The organism is Pseudomonas sp. 5.2 (assembly GCF_059025405.1).
Window position 1 is genome coordinate 212006 of sequence record NZ_JBYBHH010000006.1, and the last position, 13837, is coordinate 225842.

General features: G+C 61.1%; 13 protein-coding genes. 6 read left to right on the forward strand and 7 right to left on the reverse strand.

Annotated features, from left to right (window positions below; translation table 11 throughout):
• The first annotated feature begins 240 nt into the window (after nt 1-240).
• Entirely contained in the window at nt 241-1272 is a 1032-nt protein-coding gene (rfaD, locus tag AC5PZ0_RS11875; RefSeq protein ID WP_493855020.1) for an ADP-glyceromanno-heptose 6-epimerase, read from the forward strand.
• Nucleotides 1273-1354: 82 nt separating this feature from the next.
• Here rfaD and AC5PZ0_RS11880 read toward each other — a convergent pair whose 3' ends face one another.
• From AC5PZ0_RS11880 to paaY, 7 genes are all read right to left on the reverse strand, one after another.
• Nucleotides 1355-3745: a TonB-dependent receptor gene (locus AC5PZ0_RS11880; RefSeq protein ID WP_493855084.1), complete on the reverse strand. Its 2391-nt coding sequence runs from the start codon at nt 3743-3745 to the stop codon at nt 1355-1357.
• A 115-nt stretch (nt 3746-3860) separates the two neighbouring features.
• Complete coding sequence (locus AC5PZ0_RS11885) at nt 3861-4709, reverse strand: FecR family protein (protein ID WP_493855021.1); 849 nt, start codon at nt 4707-4709, stop codon at nt 3861-3863.
• Entirely contained in the window at nt 4706-5227 is a 522-nt protein-coding gene (locus AC5PZ0_RS11890; RefSeq protein ID WP_033694012.1) for an RNA polymerase sigma factor, read from the reverse strand. The genes AC5PZ0_RS11885 and AC5PZ0_RS11890 overlap by 4 nt, the downstream gene beginning before the upstream one ends.
• 88 nt (nt 5228-5315) lie before the next feature.
• Nucleotides 5316-6530 (reverse strand): type II toxin-antitoxin system HipA family toxin, encoded by a 1215-nt coding sequence (locus AC5PZ0_RS11895; RefSeq protein ID WP_493855022.1) that lies wholly within the window; start codon nt 6528-6530, stop codon nt 5316-5318.
• Nucleotides 6530-6874: a helix-turn-helix domain-containing protein gene (locus tag AC5PZ0_RS11900; protein WP_099454146.1), complete on the reverse strand. Its 345-nt coding sequence runs from the start codon at nt 6872-6874 to the stop codon at nt 6530-6532. The genes AC5PZ0_RS11895 and AC5PZ0_RS11900 overlap by 1 nt, the downstream gene beginning before the upstream one ends.
• Before the next feature lie 135 nt (nt 6875-7009).
• Nucleotides 7010-7933 carry a phenylacetic acid degradation operon negative regulatory protein PaaX gene (gene paaX / locus AC5PZ0_RS11905; protein WP_493855023.1) on the reverse strand — a complete coding sequence of 308 codons (924 nt, stop codon included), beginning with the start codon at nt 7931-7933 and terminating at the stop codon, nt 7010-7012.
• Nucleotides 7934-8010: 77 nt separating this feature from the next.
• A complete protein-coding gene (gene paaY / locus AC5PZ0_RS11910) occupies nt 8011-8610 on the reverse strand; it encodes a phenylacetic acid degradation protein PaaY (protein WP_099429337.1) in 600 nt (199 codons plus the stop codon).
• A gap of 355 nt (nt 8611-8965) precedes the next feature.
• On the opposite strand from paaY, the gene paaF reads away from it, so the two are divergent.
• From paaF to pcaF, 5 genes are read left to right on the forward strand one after another with little or no spacing between them, the layout of a single operon-like run.
• Nucleotides 8966-9739, forward strand: a complete 774-nt coding sequence (gene paaF / locus AC5PZ0_RS11915; protein ID WP_493855024.1) for a 2,3-dehydroadipyl-CoA hydratase PaaF — start codon at nt 8966-8968, stop codon at nt 9737-9739.
• A 35-nt stretch (nt 9740-9774) separates the two neighbouring features.
• The gene (paaG, locus tag AC5PZ0_RS11920) at nt 9775-10566 is read left to right on the forward strand and encodes a 2-(1,2-epoxy-1,2-dihydrophenyl)acetyl-CoA isomerase PaaG (RefSeq protein ID WP_027593249.1); all 792 of its coding nucleotides are present in this window, start codon (nt 9775-9777) and stop codon (nt 10564-10566) included.
• 2 nt (nt 10567-10568) lie between these two features.
• Nucleotides 10569-12086: a 3-hydroxyacyl-CoA dehydrogenase PaaH gene (paaH, locus tag AC5PZ0_RS11925; protein WP_493855025.1), complete on the forward strand. Its 1518-nt coding sequence runs from the start codon at nt 10569-10571 to the stop codon at nt 12084-12086.
• Nucleotides 12079-12519, forward strand: a complete 441-nt coding sequence (gene paaI / locus AC5PZ0_RS11930) for a hydroxyphenylacetyl-CoA thioesterase PaaI (protein ID WP_027593247.1) — start codon at nt 12079-12081, stop codon at nt 12517-12519. Before paaH ends, paaI begins: the two co-directional genes overlap by 8 nt.
• Complete coding sequence (pcaF, locus tag AC5PZ0_RS11935) at nt 12512-13732, forward strand: 3-oxoadipyl-CoA thiolase (protein WP_265967559.1); 1221 nt, start codon at nt 12512-12514, stop codon at nt 13730-13732. The genes paaI and pcaF overlap by 8 nt, the downstream gene beginning before the upstream one ends.
• Nucleotides 13733-13837 lie beyond the last annotated feature (105 nt).

Here is a 13837-nt window from a genome sequence, read left to right on the forward strand (position 1 = left end):
ATCTGAAGTCGCGAGAGTGGCAGTGGAAACGGACACATGAGCACCTCCTCATAATACTTAATTTAACATAATATGCATTATGCGCACGCTCGTATAAACCCACACGCCCGTGGTTATCCAGATTCAAAACCAGTACCACGCCAGCAACCCACCCAACCATCCCATCCTTTGACCCTGGTTAACATCCCTGCATATTCCCTCCACTAAAATCCGATCTCCGCACCCTTATGGGGATCTGGCATGACCATCATCGTAACCGGCGCCGCGGGATTCATCGGTAGCAACCTCGTACAGGCGCTCAACCAACGTAACCAAACCGAGATCATCGCCGTCGACGACCTGACCGCGGGCGACAAATTCCGCAACCTGGCTGACAGTGACATCGCTGACTACCTGGACAAGGATGACTTCCTGGACCGGTTTCGGCGCGGACAATTTGGCAACGTACGCGCGGTGCTGCACCAAGGCGCATGTTCCAGTACCGTCGAAGCCGACGGCCGTTTCATGATGGACAACAATTATCGCTACAGCCGGGACTTGCTGGAGATTGCCCAGGCGCAACAGGTTCCGTTCCTGTACGCCTCATCGGCAGCAGTCTACGGTGCTGGCCAGGACTTCCGTGAACAGCGCGATTGTGAGCGCCCGTTGAACGTCTACGGCTATTCCAAATTCCTGTTCGATCAGCATGTGCGCCGGCAGTTGTCAGCTTCGCGCAGTCAGGTCGTTGGATTGCGCTATTTCAACGTTTACGGGCCCCATGAGCAGCATAAAGGCGCGATGGCATCGGTGGCCCTGCACTGTTTCAACCAGTACCAGGCCCGCGGCAAAGTCAGCCTATTCGGCAGCTACGGCGGTTACCCCAGCGGTAGCCATTTGCGTGATTTCGTCTCGGTGGATGATGTGGTCAGGGTCAATTTATTCTTCCTTGATCACCCGCAACTGAGCGGCACTTTCAATGTGGGTAGCGGACGCGCCCAGTCGTTCAATGATGTTGCACTGGCAGTAATCAACCGATTACGCAAATACCAAGGCCAACCCCCATTGTCCCTGGAGGTAGCCTTGCTGGAAGGCATACTGGAATACAGTGAATTTCCTGAACATTTGCGCGGCAAATACCAGTGTTACACCTGTGCAGACCTGGAGCGCTTACGCGATGCAGGTTACAAGACGGCAACATTGACGGTCGAACAAGGGGTAAGTCTGTATTGTGATTGGCTGCAAGGCCTGCAAAGCCCGTCGCCTGCTCCTTTCAGGCAAGCGACGGCAGCTTGATGTTCGCAACTTCGTGACATAACTACGCTAAATATTCATTTAGTGTAGTTATGTTTAAACCAGCCTAATGAGCCCCTGCCGATCACCACTGGTGGGTATAAGTCGCCGTCAAAACGGTGCCTGGCGCAGGCAAATGGCTGGTGTTGTTACTGTTGCGCATCAGTTGACTGTACAGCGGATAGTAATAACGATTGAACAAGTTCTGGACGCCCACGCTGATCTGATCATGCTCACTCAGCTGGTATTGGCTGATGATATCCACCGTGGTGTAGCCATCTACCCTGCGTCTGCCAAAGCTTTCGACGCCTTTGAGGCGGTAATCCTCTGCACCGAAGTAAGTCGCCTGCACGCGATGGCTCCAATCCTCGTCTGGCTTGTATTGAAGATACGCTGTCAGTTTCACAGGTGGAATGCGATAGCCTGTCATGTCTTGCCAATCGCCACCGTCTGGTTGCTCGCGCCCTTTCATCCAAGTGAAGCTCCCCCCTGCCCCCCAATGCTCGTCGCTGGTCAACCAGTCAGCGCTGCCTTCAACGCCATAGATGCGCTCCTGAGTGCGGGTCAGGATCAGGCCATTGTTGAAGCTCTGAACATCACCCAGTTTTGATGTGGTGTAGAAAACAGCCAGCGACGCCAGGGTCTCCTCGCCCAGCTCGCCGCGCCACCCGAGTTCGTAGTTATTGGTCTTGACCGGCTCCAGGTTGGACGAGCCAATATCGAAACCACGGCGCGCGTTACGCAATTGCACGCCAATATCAGGTAACTGGAAGCCTTGGCTGAAGGCGGCATAAACCGCCTGGCCGCTGACGGGCGAGTAAGTCAGGCTGATATTGGACAGCAATGCATCGTAATGCACTGTGCCGCCTTCCACCGTGGCGGGGTTGGCGGCACTTGATTCAGACAGCGGAATGAAGTCCCCGTATTCGGCGGTGGCATATTCATAACGGATGCCGCCTTCCATTGACCACTGCTCGTTGAAACGGTGCTGAAACTGTGCAAACGCACCTACGCTGCGTGACGTCAGGTCAGGCATGTAGCTCAACTTGCCGATTTTATTGAATACCGTTCCGCCGCTCGCATCAAACGCTTGCGGGTCGAAGATATCGATCGGCATGTCGCTGCGCTCCTGGTTGAAGTCGCCGCCCCACAACAGTTCGGTATCTGCCCCGCCGATCGGGGTTCGCAAGGTAATGCGACTGCCAACGACTTCGCTGTTCTGCATGACTTGATCGACATTGCGCCCACGTGTGGCAACGCCACGGGCATCGAAGGGCGTGAAGCGGGTGAAATAGTCGCGGTAGTAAAGCTGGGCATTGAAGGTTCCGCCGAGCACTTCCGAGTGACCGTATTCAAGGTTCACCAAGGTGTTCTTGATCTGGTTCTGTTCGTCGAGTGACAACCCGGACAACGGTTGTGCGGGTACGGAACCAGGCGGCAATCGGCTAACCGCTGGGTCGGCGGTATAGTCACTGTTTTGCTCGGCGTTGTAATGGCTGAGGGACAGCTGAATACGTTGCAGCTCGTCAATGCGCCAACCCAATTTCCCGCCAATGTTGTAGGTGTTGGAATCGAACAGGTCACCTTGGCTAGGCTCGGGCGCAATGCGGTGCCCTTTGGCATCGTAAGAGGCGCCTATATGGCGTGCGCCGAAATCGAACGCGTAATCCAGTGCACCCTGTGCGCCGGCAACATGATGCTGCAACTGCCCTCCCAGGCCATCGCTGTCCACTTGGCTCAAAGGAGAAACGCCCGTCAGCGTGGTCTCGGCCATTTGCTCGCCGCCGGCGGGCCGCGTGGTGATGGAGATGATCCCTCCCGTCGCACCGGCGCCGTAGATAGCGCTACTGCCGCGAATCACTTCGATGCGCTCGATCAATGCCGGGTCGATATTGGCCAAGTTCCGCGATGAGTCACGGTTGGTGTTCAGCGGCACGCCGTCGACCAGGACCAGCATCGTGCGGCCGCGCAGCGTTTGCCCGTAATCGGTGATGGTACGGCTGGAGTCGGCCATCCCAGGGATGCTTTTGGCCAGCAGCGTCGCCAGCCCATCAGAGCCCTGGCGCAATTGCTTCAGTTGCTCGCGTTCGATCACATTGACCTGGCGTGCCTGCGGTACCACGCCGCTGGAAAGCCGAGAGGACGTGATCTCCGTGCCTGCCAGTTCAATGGTGCTGGCGGTCGTAGACGGCGTATTACCTGACGCTGCTTCGTTTGATGGTAAAACGATGAAAGTCCGCTCATCACGCGCCTGGACCACCAGCCCACTCTGCTCCAGCACCTGGCCCAGCGCCTGCGCCACTGTGTAACGTCCGTGCAGCTTCGGCGCCTGCTTGCCCGCAGTCAGCTCGCTGGAAAAAAGCACTTGAGCACCTGTTTGGCGAGCTACTGCATTCAGCGAGCTTTCCAGCGTTGATGCAGGAATATTGAAATCGACAACCACCATGGCTTGCGCGAATGACCACTGGCTGGCCATCAAGGTGCTGGTCAAAATCGAGACGTGCCAAGGTGTACGCAGGAAGAGCTGACTCACTTGTTATTCTCCAGGAGATGAGGTGCAGAGAGTTAGCCGCTTCGCAACGGCCCCAACCCTACCTCGTTGGAGAATTATTTTTTCCCGCGTGGGGCTGAATGCGTACGACCCCGCCTTCCCTGCTCAGCTTCACCGGGAGAATCTCTGGCAGTAACGCCAACAGCGTTTCGACGCTGTCGCTGCTGAAAACACCTGAAAGCGGCAATTTGCCGACATCAGGGTCCGTCAGTTCGATCGGCTGGGCGTAATACCGTTGCAGTGCAGCAACCACCTCAGCCAGTGGCGTACCGGCGAAAACCCAGCGGCTTTCTTGCCAGGCGCTAGCGTCTTCGGCATTGCCTTTAACCACCTCACCGGGGATGCCCTGCTGCACCAGCACCTGCTGCCCAGGCATGAGCAGCGAGGTACGGTCCGCCGCGTGCCCTGTGACTGCCACTTTGCCTTGCGCAACGGTAACCCGCACGTCACCCGCGTACGTGTTGACGTTGAATCGGGTGCCGACCACGCGTATGTCGGCGTTGCCTGCATCGACCAAGAACGGCCGATATTGCATGGGTGAAATGTCGAATAAGGCCTGGCCACGCACCAGTGCCACTTGCCGGGTGCGCAAATGCCAGCTGACGCGTACCTCAGTGCCCCCATCCAGCTTGATCTTGCTGCCATCAGCCAGCTGTACCGTCTGGCGCTGCCCCATCTGCGTGACAAAGTGTTCGTTGCGGTACGCAGGATCCTTCCACGCCACACCTGCGGCCAGGGCCAGCAATACAAGCGGGAGTACCTTGCTGCCTTTGCGGGGCTTGCGGGCAGGTGGCGAGCTGGGTAAAGGGAAGCGCTGCTTCAAGGTCTCGCGACACGCGGCCAGCGCCTCATCGACTGCAGCATCGTCTTTGTTTCGTGGACGGCTCACTGCGCCACCTCGGATTGCAGATGTTCACGGCAAGCGATCATACCGACGCGCAAATGCTTTTCTACGGTTTTCAGCGAGATCCCCAGGCGCTGCGCGACTTCAGCCTGGGGGACCTCATGCAGCTTGTGCATGATGAACACGGCCTGGCAACGCGGCGGCAATCGGGAAATAGCCGCAATCAGCCTGTCCAGTGTCTTCGCCGCGTCGACATGGCGCTCCTGAGGCGCTGCGCTGCAGGCGACGTCGGGCAGTTCTGCCACGGCGACGATCAAGCTGCTGCGCCGACGCTCGCGGCGGCAATGCGAGATGGCGTTGTCGTGGGCGATCTTGCGTAACAGCGCCAGGGGCTTGCGCACCCCTTCTTTCTCGTCATCCTCCAGCAACTGAACGCACAGGTCGTGAACGACTTCACGCGCGAACACCCGCTCGCCGAAGCGTCGGCGCACATGATCGACCAGGTCGTCGTAGTGACGGACCAGGGTGGCGAGCAAGGATGGCTTTGGAGGATCTGCCTGCACGGTAGCGATAACAGAGAGGAAATGAGATGCAAGTATAAATGGGAATTCATGTCATTTGAAAGCAGTGTCACCCGCCTCCGCCTTCTTCTTAACTGAGCATGCGAACCGAGCTCACCGCATCAACCGCCATGTCCAGGTCGCTGCCGGCAAGCACCTGCGCGTAATACGCCTTCAGTTCGTCCTCCCACCCCGCCACCTCCACCAGCAGATGCTCTGCATGCTCCCGCGTCAGGGCAAAGTGCGCGTGATGGCTGAGCATATTCGCGCGGCTAATCTGGCTGCCTTCCCGGCCAACTGCCATGGCCAAGGTCTGTGCGGGGCCTTCTTCAAGCATGGGCAGCACGTCGTACATGGGCGACAGGCGCCACCCGCCGTCAACCCAGATCACCGCATGGTTGCGTGGATGGTCGTCGGAGTTGCCCACCAGGGCGTTGTAGCACATGCGCTTGAACAGCGCCTGCAGGTCGGTATCGGGCACACCCCGGCGGCGCATTTCATCGGCCACGGCGGCATAGCGCCAATCCCGATGGTGCGCGCCGTTCCACTCCGAATCCAGCAAGGTCAGCGCGCTGAGCATCGGGATACGTCGGGCACCTTGTGCAATGGGCGTGCGGTCGAAGCGTTCGATCAGCAACGTCGAAGGGGTTTCAGCATGCAGCGCGGTCTTGGCCACGTTCAAGCCCTTCCCTGCGGCGAATGTCATGCAGGCGTATTCGATCGAGGGCAGGTCGTAATGGTCGAAGCGATCACGCGGCTTGGCCAGAATCAACATGCCGTTATCCTGCAGCGTACGTTTTGGCCGTGCACCACCCAGGGCCGAACGCTGTTGGCGCACGTTGAGGGTGGCCACCGACTCAGCGTCGAGCTGGCCGTCGTATACCGCTTCGCACGCAGCGACGAACTTGGCCAGGCCTTTCAAGGTCGGTACTGCGCCATCGCCTAAGCCGGGTGCGGGAGTTGTTGCGCCGCCTGCCATCAGGTTGCCTACGCGGTCGTTGTTGGGTGACTTGAGCAGGAAGTCGATGGGGCCGAGTTCTTGGCCGTACGCCCGATGCAGCAGCCGCTCGCCCCAACCATCGGGCATGGCGTCATTGATGAAGCCGGGTATGCCGCGGTTCTTGGCGATGCCGGTGTAGGCCTCGGCGCGTAGCGGGTAATTGATTGGGTCGGGGACCCAGCCGCCGCGCGCGACGTGGTCAGGTGCATAAAGAAATTCACCGAGCTTGCCTTTGAGGGTCAGCCGGCCAAGGGTGATGACTTCACCTGTCTCGGGGTGCTCCATATAGATGTAGGCACGGGACATCAGAACTCCTCAGGCTTGGGTTTGGCCAGCCGCACGCGGCGGGATGCCAGGCTCTGGTGGGCATCATCGTCATCACTGAACCGGGTGATCTGGGAGGTTTGCTCTATGCCTTCCAGCGAGGCGAAAACGGTTTCGCTGATACCCAGGCGCCACAACACCAGCATGAATGAACGCAGGTCGACGAGCTCCGAGCCGCCTTCGATCTTGCGAAGGGTATGCGCGGAGACGCCGATGGCAGCGGTAAGGTCCGCTTGGCGCAGGCCGAGTGCCAGGCGCCGTGCCTTGACCAAAAGGCCGATTTTACTGAGGGTATCGGCGCAAGCGACTGGAAAATAAGTCGTCATAAGGCTCGCCATGGTTAACGTTAACTGAGTTAAGGTTAACCATAGCACACTTAAAGATTTTATAAGAAACGCATAATACTCATCTTGGTAAGCATTATCTTGAATAAGGTTAACCAAGGTTAACCTTAAAAATCCCTATGCAAGGCCACCAAAGCGCTTGTAGAAGCTTTCATTCACGTCAGGCAATGGGCCGTCAGCCGTTTCGAGCGCACTGTTCAACCACTCTTCGGCCTTGGCAAACACCAGCCGATACAGGTTGCGACACAGCTGCCGTGCTGCCCTGCCCTCCCAATCACCTGGCAGCAACTCATCAGGCAGTTGCGGGTCGCGCAGCAGCAGCCGACGGTACTCGTGAATCAGTAGCGTGCGTGCCAGGAAGCAATCCTGCGCATCGAGCTGCGGCTGCTCTTTAAGGCCCTGCCACAGCGGCCTGAATAACTGGATGAATTCACTGTACTGCTGCCCCAACTCGTCGATACGCCAACTCTCGCGCACTTGCGCGCGCATGGCCTTGGAAGCAAGCACTTCCTGGGTGTGCGTTTCAAACACGATGCTGTCATCACTGGCCTCCAGCTCGCGCAGGGTTGCGGCCAAGTCCGCGCGGTCAGCACGGGGGCAGCCCATCACGTTGGGCGCCATCACCCCGAAGCCCTGCCATTCCAGCTCCTCACGCAGGGTTTTGCGCTTGCCGGCTTCCAGTTGTGACAGCAGCACCAGGGTCCAGGCGCCATCCCATGCGGGTTGGCTGGGGCTGTAGACGCGCTTGAAGGCTTTTTCGAAGCGTCGACGGCCAGTGCCCGTCAGGCTGTAATAGCTGCGTCGGCCAACTTTTTCGGCGGTCAGCCAACCTTCCTTGGTCAAGCGGAAGATCGAGGTGCGGATCAGCCGTTCGTTGATGCCGATCGGCTCCAGCAGGTTGATCAGGCTGCCCAACCACACCGTGCCACCATGCGGTTCGATAGCGTCGCCGTACAGGGTGATGATCAGCGAGCTGGCGCGGATCGGCGTCTGTTCCTGAAAACGAGAGATCAGGTTGTTCAGTGGGGCAAGTGTGCTCATGGAGGAACTGTGCGCGGGGAAAGCACCGACTATACCTGCGCGGCGGGTTGCCTGGCCATTGCGTGACACGGACAGGCTCATGCTGGCGCCTTGCCTTTGGGCCGGATGCCGGAGTCACCCATGCGCGGGCGACCCTGCTCGGCTTCGGTCAGCGGTGGGCATTCGACCAGCGCGGTCATGCAGCGCTGCGTCAGGTGCTGATACTCCGCTGTGCCGCGCTGCTTCCAGGCCAGCTCCTGGTCGGTCAGCGGGCGCTTGACCTGTGCCGGGCTACCCACCACCAGGCTTTGTTCGGCGCATTCGAACCCCGCCTTGACGAAGGCCGTGGCAGCAACGATGCAGCGCGGGGCTACATGGGCACCATCCATTACCACGGCATTCATACCTACCAGGGCATCTTCGCCCACGCGGCACCCGTGCAGCACCGCGCCGTGGCCGACATGCCCATTGCGTTCTATGACCGTGTCGCCCCCCGGAAAGCCATGCATCACGCAGGTGTCCTGCAGGTTGGCGCCCTCCTCCAGCACGATGCGGCCGAAGTCGCCCCTGAGTGAGGCCAGCGGGCCGACGTAGCAACGCGGGCCAACGATGACATCGCCAATCAGCACTGCGCTCGGGTGCACATAGGCAGTTGGATGAACCACGGGGGTCAGGCCGTCTAGCCGGTAGCAAGGCATGGCAAAGCTCCTGAAATGATTTGAAATGTGACGAATCCTTGTATCACAAAAATGTTGCGCGTCAATTGTGCGAATGCCTGTATCGCTTTGTTGTCAGCCTTATTTGCATCCTGTTTTTGCAGAAAAAGCCCTATTTATCTGCGGATGAATCGTTAAATCACTTTTTTGAATAGCTCATCTTTCGCGCAGAAATCACCAAAAAGAGATACGTGAAACACTTTTTGATGTTGCTTTGGTGTATCGCATAAGGCATATACTGTCCGCACCTGAACGTGGTGCAGCCCACGTCCCTGCAAACAATTCCAAGAAATGCCGGCCAATCGATGTGCCGTGCGAGCAGCCAGAGGAACCCGATATGCCTCGTTATCTCGATGCGCAAGCGCCGGAGCACGGCGTCCGGCTCATCACCCTGCAACGGCCAGAAGCGCTGAATGCCCTGTGCACAGCGTTGCTGGCCGAGCTGGCCAGCGAGCTGGATGCCGCCGAGCGTGATGATCAGACCCATGCCGTGGTGATTACCGGCAGCCGCAAGGCGTTCGCCGCCGGCGCCGACATTGGCGAGATGGCCGAGCGCGACCTGGTCGGCATACTCAATGACCCTCGCGTTGCGTGTTGGCAACGGATAGCCGAGTTCTCCAAGCCGCTCATCGCCGCCGTTAACGGCTACGCCCTGGGCGGCGGTTGCGAGCTGATGATGTGCGCCGACATCGTCATTGCGGGCAGCGACGCGCGTTTCGGCCAGCCGGAGATCAACCTCGGCATCATCCCCGGCGCTGGTGGCACCCAGCGCCTGCTGCGCGCAGTCGGCAAGCCGCTGGCCATGCACATGGTGTTGACCGGTGAAGCCATCAGCGCCCAGCACGCCTTGCAAGCCGGCCTGATCAGCGAAATCACCCAGCCGGAACTGGCCGTGGAGCGGGCCGTGCAAGTGGCCCGCATTATCGCAGCCAAGGCGCCGCTGGCAGTGCGCCTGGCCAAGGAAGCCTTGCTCAAGGCCGGCGATACCGACCTTGCCAGTGGCCTGCGCTTCGAGCGCCACGCGTTCACCCTGCTTGCCGGCACCGCCGACCGCAATGAGGGTATTCGCGCCTTCCAGGAAAAACGCCAGGCCCGGTTCAAAGGCTGCTGAGCACCTCCCCATTCGACTGACCAAGCGAGTCTGCCATGACGTTCGAACACATCCTGTTTTCCATCGAGGACGGCGTTGCCCTCCTGTCGCTGAACCGCCCGGAGCAGCTGAACAGTTTCAACACGCCCATGCACCTGGAAGTGCGCGAAGCCTTGAAGCAAGTACGCCAGAGCAAAGATGCACGGGTGTTGCTGTTGACCGGCGAAGGCCGCGGCTTCTGTGCAGGCCAGGACCTGTCTGATCGCAATGTCGCGCCAGGCGCCGACATGCCGGACCTGGGTGAGTCCATCGATAAGTTCTACAACCCACTGGTGCGCACCCTGCGCGATTTGCCGCTGCCGGTCATCTGCGCCGTCAACGGCGTGGCTGCGGGCGCCGGGGCCAATATTCCGCTGGCCTGTGACCTGGTGCTGGCCGCCCGTTCGGCCAGCTTCATCCAGGCCTTCTGCAAGATCGGCCTGGTGCCGGATTCTGGCGGCACCTGGCTGCTACCACGGCTAGTCGGCATGGCGCGGGCCAAGGCGTTGGCGATGCTGGGCGAACGCCTTACGGCCGAACAGGCCCAGCAATGGGGGTTGATCCATCGCGTGGTCGACGATGCCGCGTTGCGCGACGAGGCCCTCACCCTCGCCCGCCACCTCGCCACGCAGCCCACTTACGGCCTGGCCCTGATCAAGCGCAGCCTGAATGCCAGTTTCGATAACGGGTTCGACCAGCAACTGGAACTGGAGCGCGACCTGCAGCGCCTGGCTGGCCGCAGCGAGGACTACCGCGAAGGCGTAAGCGCTTTCATGAACAAGCGCACGCCTGCGTTCAAGGGGCGTTGAGCATGAGCGCACTCGACCGCAACACCCAAGTGGCCGTGATCGGTGCAGGCGCCATGGGCGCAGGTATCGCCCAAGTGGCCGCGCAAGCCGGCCACCCGGTCAAACTCTACGACAACCGCCCCGGCGCCGCCGCTCAGGCAGTGGCGGGTATCGATCGTCAGCTCGCCCGCTTGGTAGAAAAAGGCAAGCTGCCTGCGGGCGAGCGCGAAGCGATCGTCGCCCGCCTGTGCCCAGTCGACACCCTCGACACCCTGGCCGATGCCCGCCTGGTGATCGAAGCCATCGTTGAAAACCTTTCAGTGAAGCAGGCCGTGTTGCACGAGCTTGAAGCGCTGTGCGCAGACGACTGCATCCTGGCCAGCAACACCTCGTCACTCTCGATCACCAGCCTGGCCGCTGGCTTGAAGCGCCCACAGCAAGTGGTGGGCATGCATTTCTTCAACCCGGCACCGTTGATGGCCCTGGTCGAGGTCGTTTCGGGGTTGGCTACCGACCCAGCCGTGGCTGCCTGCCTTTACGACACCGCCAAAGCCTGGGGTAAACAGCCGGTGCATGCCCGCTCAACGCCGGGCTTTATTGTCAACCGTGTAGCCCGGCCGTTCTACGCCGAGAGCCTGCGCCTGTTGCAGGAAGGTGCAGCCGATTGCGCCAGCCTGGATGCGCTGTTGCGTGACGCCGGCGGCTTTCGCATGGGGGCCTTCGAGCTCACCGACCTGATCGGCCATGACGTCAACTATGCCGTCACCTGTTCGGTGTTCGAGGCGTTTTATGGCGACTTCCGCTTCCAGCCTTCGCTCGTGCAAAAGGAGTTGGTGGATGCCGGGCGCCTTGGCCGCAAAACTGGCCAAGGTTTCTATAGCTACGCCGAAGGCGCCGAGCGCCCGCAACCTACAGCGCTGCAAAGCACGGCGCAGGTTGAGTCCTGCGTTATCGAGGGGCATCTGGGCGTCATGCAGCCCTTGGTCGAGCGTTTGCGCGACAGCGGCGTCGCCGTGACCGAGCGCGCCGGCAGTGGCGTGATCCAGGTCGGTGATGCCACGTTGGCGCTTTCCGACGGCCGCCTGGCCACGCAGCGTGCCCGCGAAGAAGGCCTGCGCAACCTGGTACTGGTCGATCTGGCCCTGGACTACAGCACGGCTTCCCGCATGGCGATCAGTTGGTCTGCCGACACCACCCGTGATGCCCGCGACCAGGCCGTTGGCTTGTTAACCCGCGCCGGCCTGAAAGTGACCGCAGTCGCCGACCTGCCTGGCCTGGTCGTGCTGCGTACGGTGGCGATGCTGGCCAACGAAGCCGCCGATGCCGTGTTGCAAGGTGTTGGCTCGGCAGCCGATATCGACCTGGCCATGCGCGCCGGCGTGAACTACCCCTGCGGCCCGCTGGCCTGGGCCTCGCGCATCGGCATAAGCCAGACCTTGCGTGTACTCGACAACCTGCAGCGCAGCTACGGCGAAAGCCGCTATCGCCCTTCCCTGTTATTGCGCCGCTGCGAAGCCCAAGGAGGCAATCTGCATGACTGAAATCGAGCTGGCACAAGCCTGTGCCGATGCCATGTTTTCCCGCGATCACGCCACCCAAGGGCTGGGCATCAGCCTGCTCGAGGCCGGCCCTGGCCAGGCGCGCCTGCGCATGCCGGTGCGCGCCGACATGATCCAGGGCCACGGCACCTGCCACGGTGGCTTCCTGTTCGCCCTGGCGGATTCGGCCTTCGCCTTCGCTTGCAACAGTTACGACCAGGCCACCGTGGCCCTGGGTTGCAGCATCGACTACCTGGCGCCGGCGCTGCGCGACGACGTGCTGACCGCCACGGCCAGCGAAGTCAGCCGCAAAGGCCGTACCGGCCTGTATGACGTTCGCATCGAGAACCAGCGCGGTGAGCTGGTGGCGATGTTCCATGGCAAATCCTACAAAGTACGCGGCACGGTGCTCGCGCAGGAGACACAAGATGACTGAACACACCCTGGCCGATGCGCTGATCATCGACGCCGTGCGCACGCCGATCGGCCGCTACGCCGGCGCCTTGAGTGGCGTGCGCCCCGACGACCTGGCCGCCATCCCGCTCAAGGCCCTGATCGCCCGCCACCCGGAGTTGGATTGGGCGGCAGTGGACGACGTAATCCTCGGTTGCGCCAACCAGGCCGGTGAGGACAACCGTAACGTTGCCCGCATGGCCAGCCTGCTGGCGGGCCTGCCGATCGAGGTGCCGGGCACCACCCTCAACCGCTTGTGCGGCTCTGGCATGGACGCCATTGGCAACGCGGCCCGTGCCCTGCGCTGCGGTGAAGCCGGGCTGATGCTGGCCGGCGGCGTGGAGTCGATGTCGCGCGCGCCGTTCGTCATGGGCAAATCGGAGCAGGCCTTTGGCCGCGCCGCCGAACTGTTCGACACCACCATCGGCTGGCGCTTCGTCAACCCGTTGATGAAGGCCGAACATGGCACCGACTCGATGCCTGAGACGGCTGAGAACGTCGCTGCCCGTTTCGGTATCTCCCGTGAAGACCAGGACGCCTTCGCCCTGCGCAGCCAGCACAAGGCTGCTGCCGCCCAGGCCCGAGGCCGCCTGGCACAGGAAATCGTGCCGGTCGAAATCCCTCAGCGCAAAGGCCCGGCCAAGCGCGTCGAGCACGACGAACACCCGCGTGGCGACACCACGCTGGAGCAGCTGGCCAAGCTCGGCACGCCGTTCCGCGAGGGTGGCAGTGTCACCGCTGGCAACGCCTCTGGCGTCAACGACGGTGCCTGTGCACTGCTGCTGGCGAGCACCGCAGCGGCCCGGCGCCATGGCCTTAAAGCCCGCGGGCGCATTGTCGGCATGGCTGTGGCCGGGGTCGAGCCGCGCATCATGGGCATCGGCCCGGTGCCGGCTACCCGCAAGGTGCTCGAACTCACCGGGCTCTCGCTGGCCGACATGGATGTCATCGAGCTAAACGAGGCCTTCGCTGCCCAAGGCCTGGCGGTATTGCGCGAGCTGGGCCTGGCCGACGACGACAAGCGGGTCAACCCGAACGGCGGCGCCATTGCCCTGGGGCATCCGCTGGGCATGAGTGGCGCGCGCCTGGTCACCACCGCACTGCACGAACTGGAAGAAACCGCCGGACGCTACGCGCTGTGCACCATGTGCATAGGCGTTGGCCAAGGCATCGCCATGGTCATCGAGCGCCTCTGACCAACGGCTTGTTACCGAACACAACGCAGCCGGTTATGCTGCGCCCATGACACTCACCGCCCGGCTGCGAACCCGCGCCGGTCGGCGTACAAGAACAATTCGAGT

What these genes read in the sequence shown, in the direction of transcription:
- rfaD (WP_493855020.1), top strand. Translation starts at nt 241, where the DNA reads ATGACCATCATCGTAACCGGCGCCGCGGGATTCATCGGTAGCAACCTC.
- AC5PZ0_RS11880 (WP_493855084.1), bottom strand. Translation starts at nt 3,745, where the DNA reads ATGGCCAGCCAGTGGTCATTCGCGCAAGCCATGGTGGTTGTCGATTTC.
- AC5PZ0_RS11895 (WP_493855022.1), bottom strand. Translation starts at nt 6,530, where the DNA reads ATGTCCCGTGCCTACATCTATATGGAGCACCCCGAGACAGGTGAAGTC.
- AC5PZ0_RS11900 (WP_099454146.1), bottom strand. Translation starts at nt 6,874, where the DNA reads ATGACGACTTATTTTCCAGTCGCTTGCGCCGATACCCTCAGTAAAATC.
- paaX (WP_493855023.1), bottom strand. Translation starts at nt 7,933, where the DNA reads ATGAGCACACTTGCCCCACTGAACAACCTGATCTCTCGTTTTCAGGAA.
- paaY (WP_099429337.1), bottom strand. Translation starts at nt 8,610, where the DNA reads ATGCCTTGCTACCGGCTAGACGGCCTGACCCCCGTGGTTCATCCAACT.
- paaF (WP_493855024.1), top strand. Translation starts at nt 8,966, where the DNA reads ATGCCTCGTTATCTCGATGCGCAAGCGCCGGAGCACGGCGTCCGGCTC.
- paaG (WP_027593249.1), top strand. Translation starts at nt 9,775, where the DNA reads ATGACGTTCGAACACATCCTGTTTTCCATCGAGGACGGCGTTGCCCTC.
- paaH (WP_493855025.1), top strand. Translation starts at nt 10,569, where the DNA reads ATGAGCGCACTCGACCGCAACACCCAAGTGGCCGTGATCGGTGCAGGC.
- paaI (WP_027593247.1), top strand. Translation starts at nt 12,079, where the DNA reads ATGACTGAAATCGAGCTGGCACAAGCCTGTGCCGATGCCATGTTTTCC.
- pcaF (WP_265967559.1), top strand. Translation starts at nt 12,512, where the DNA reads ATGACTGAACACACCCTGGCCGATGCGCTGATCATCGACGCCGTGCGC.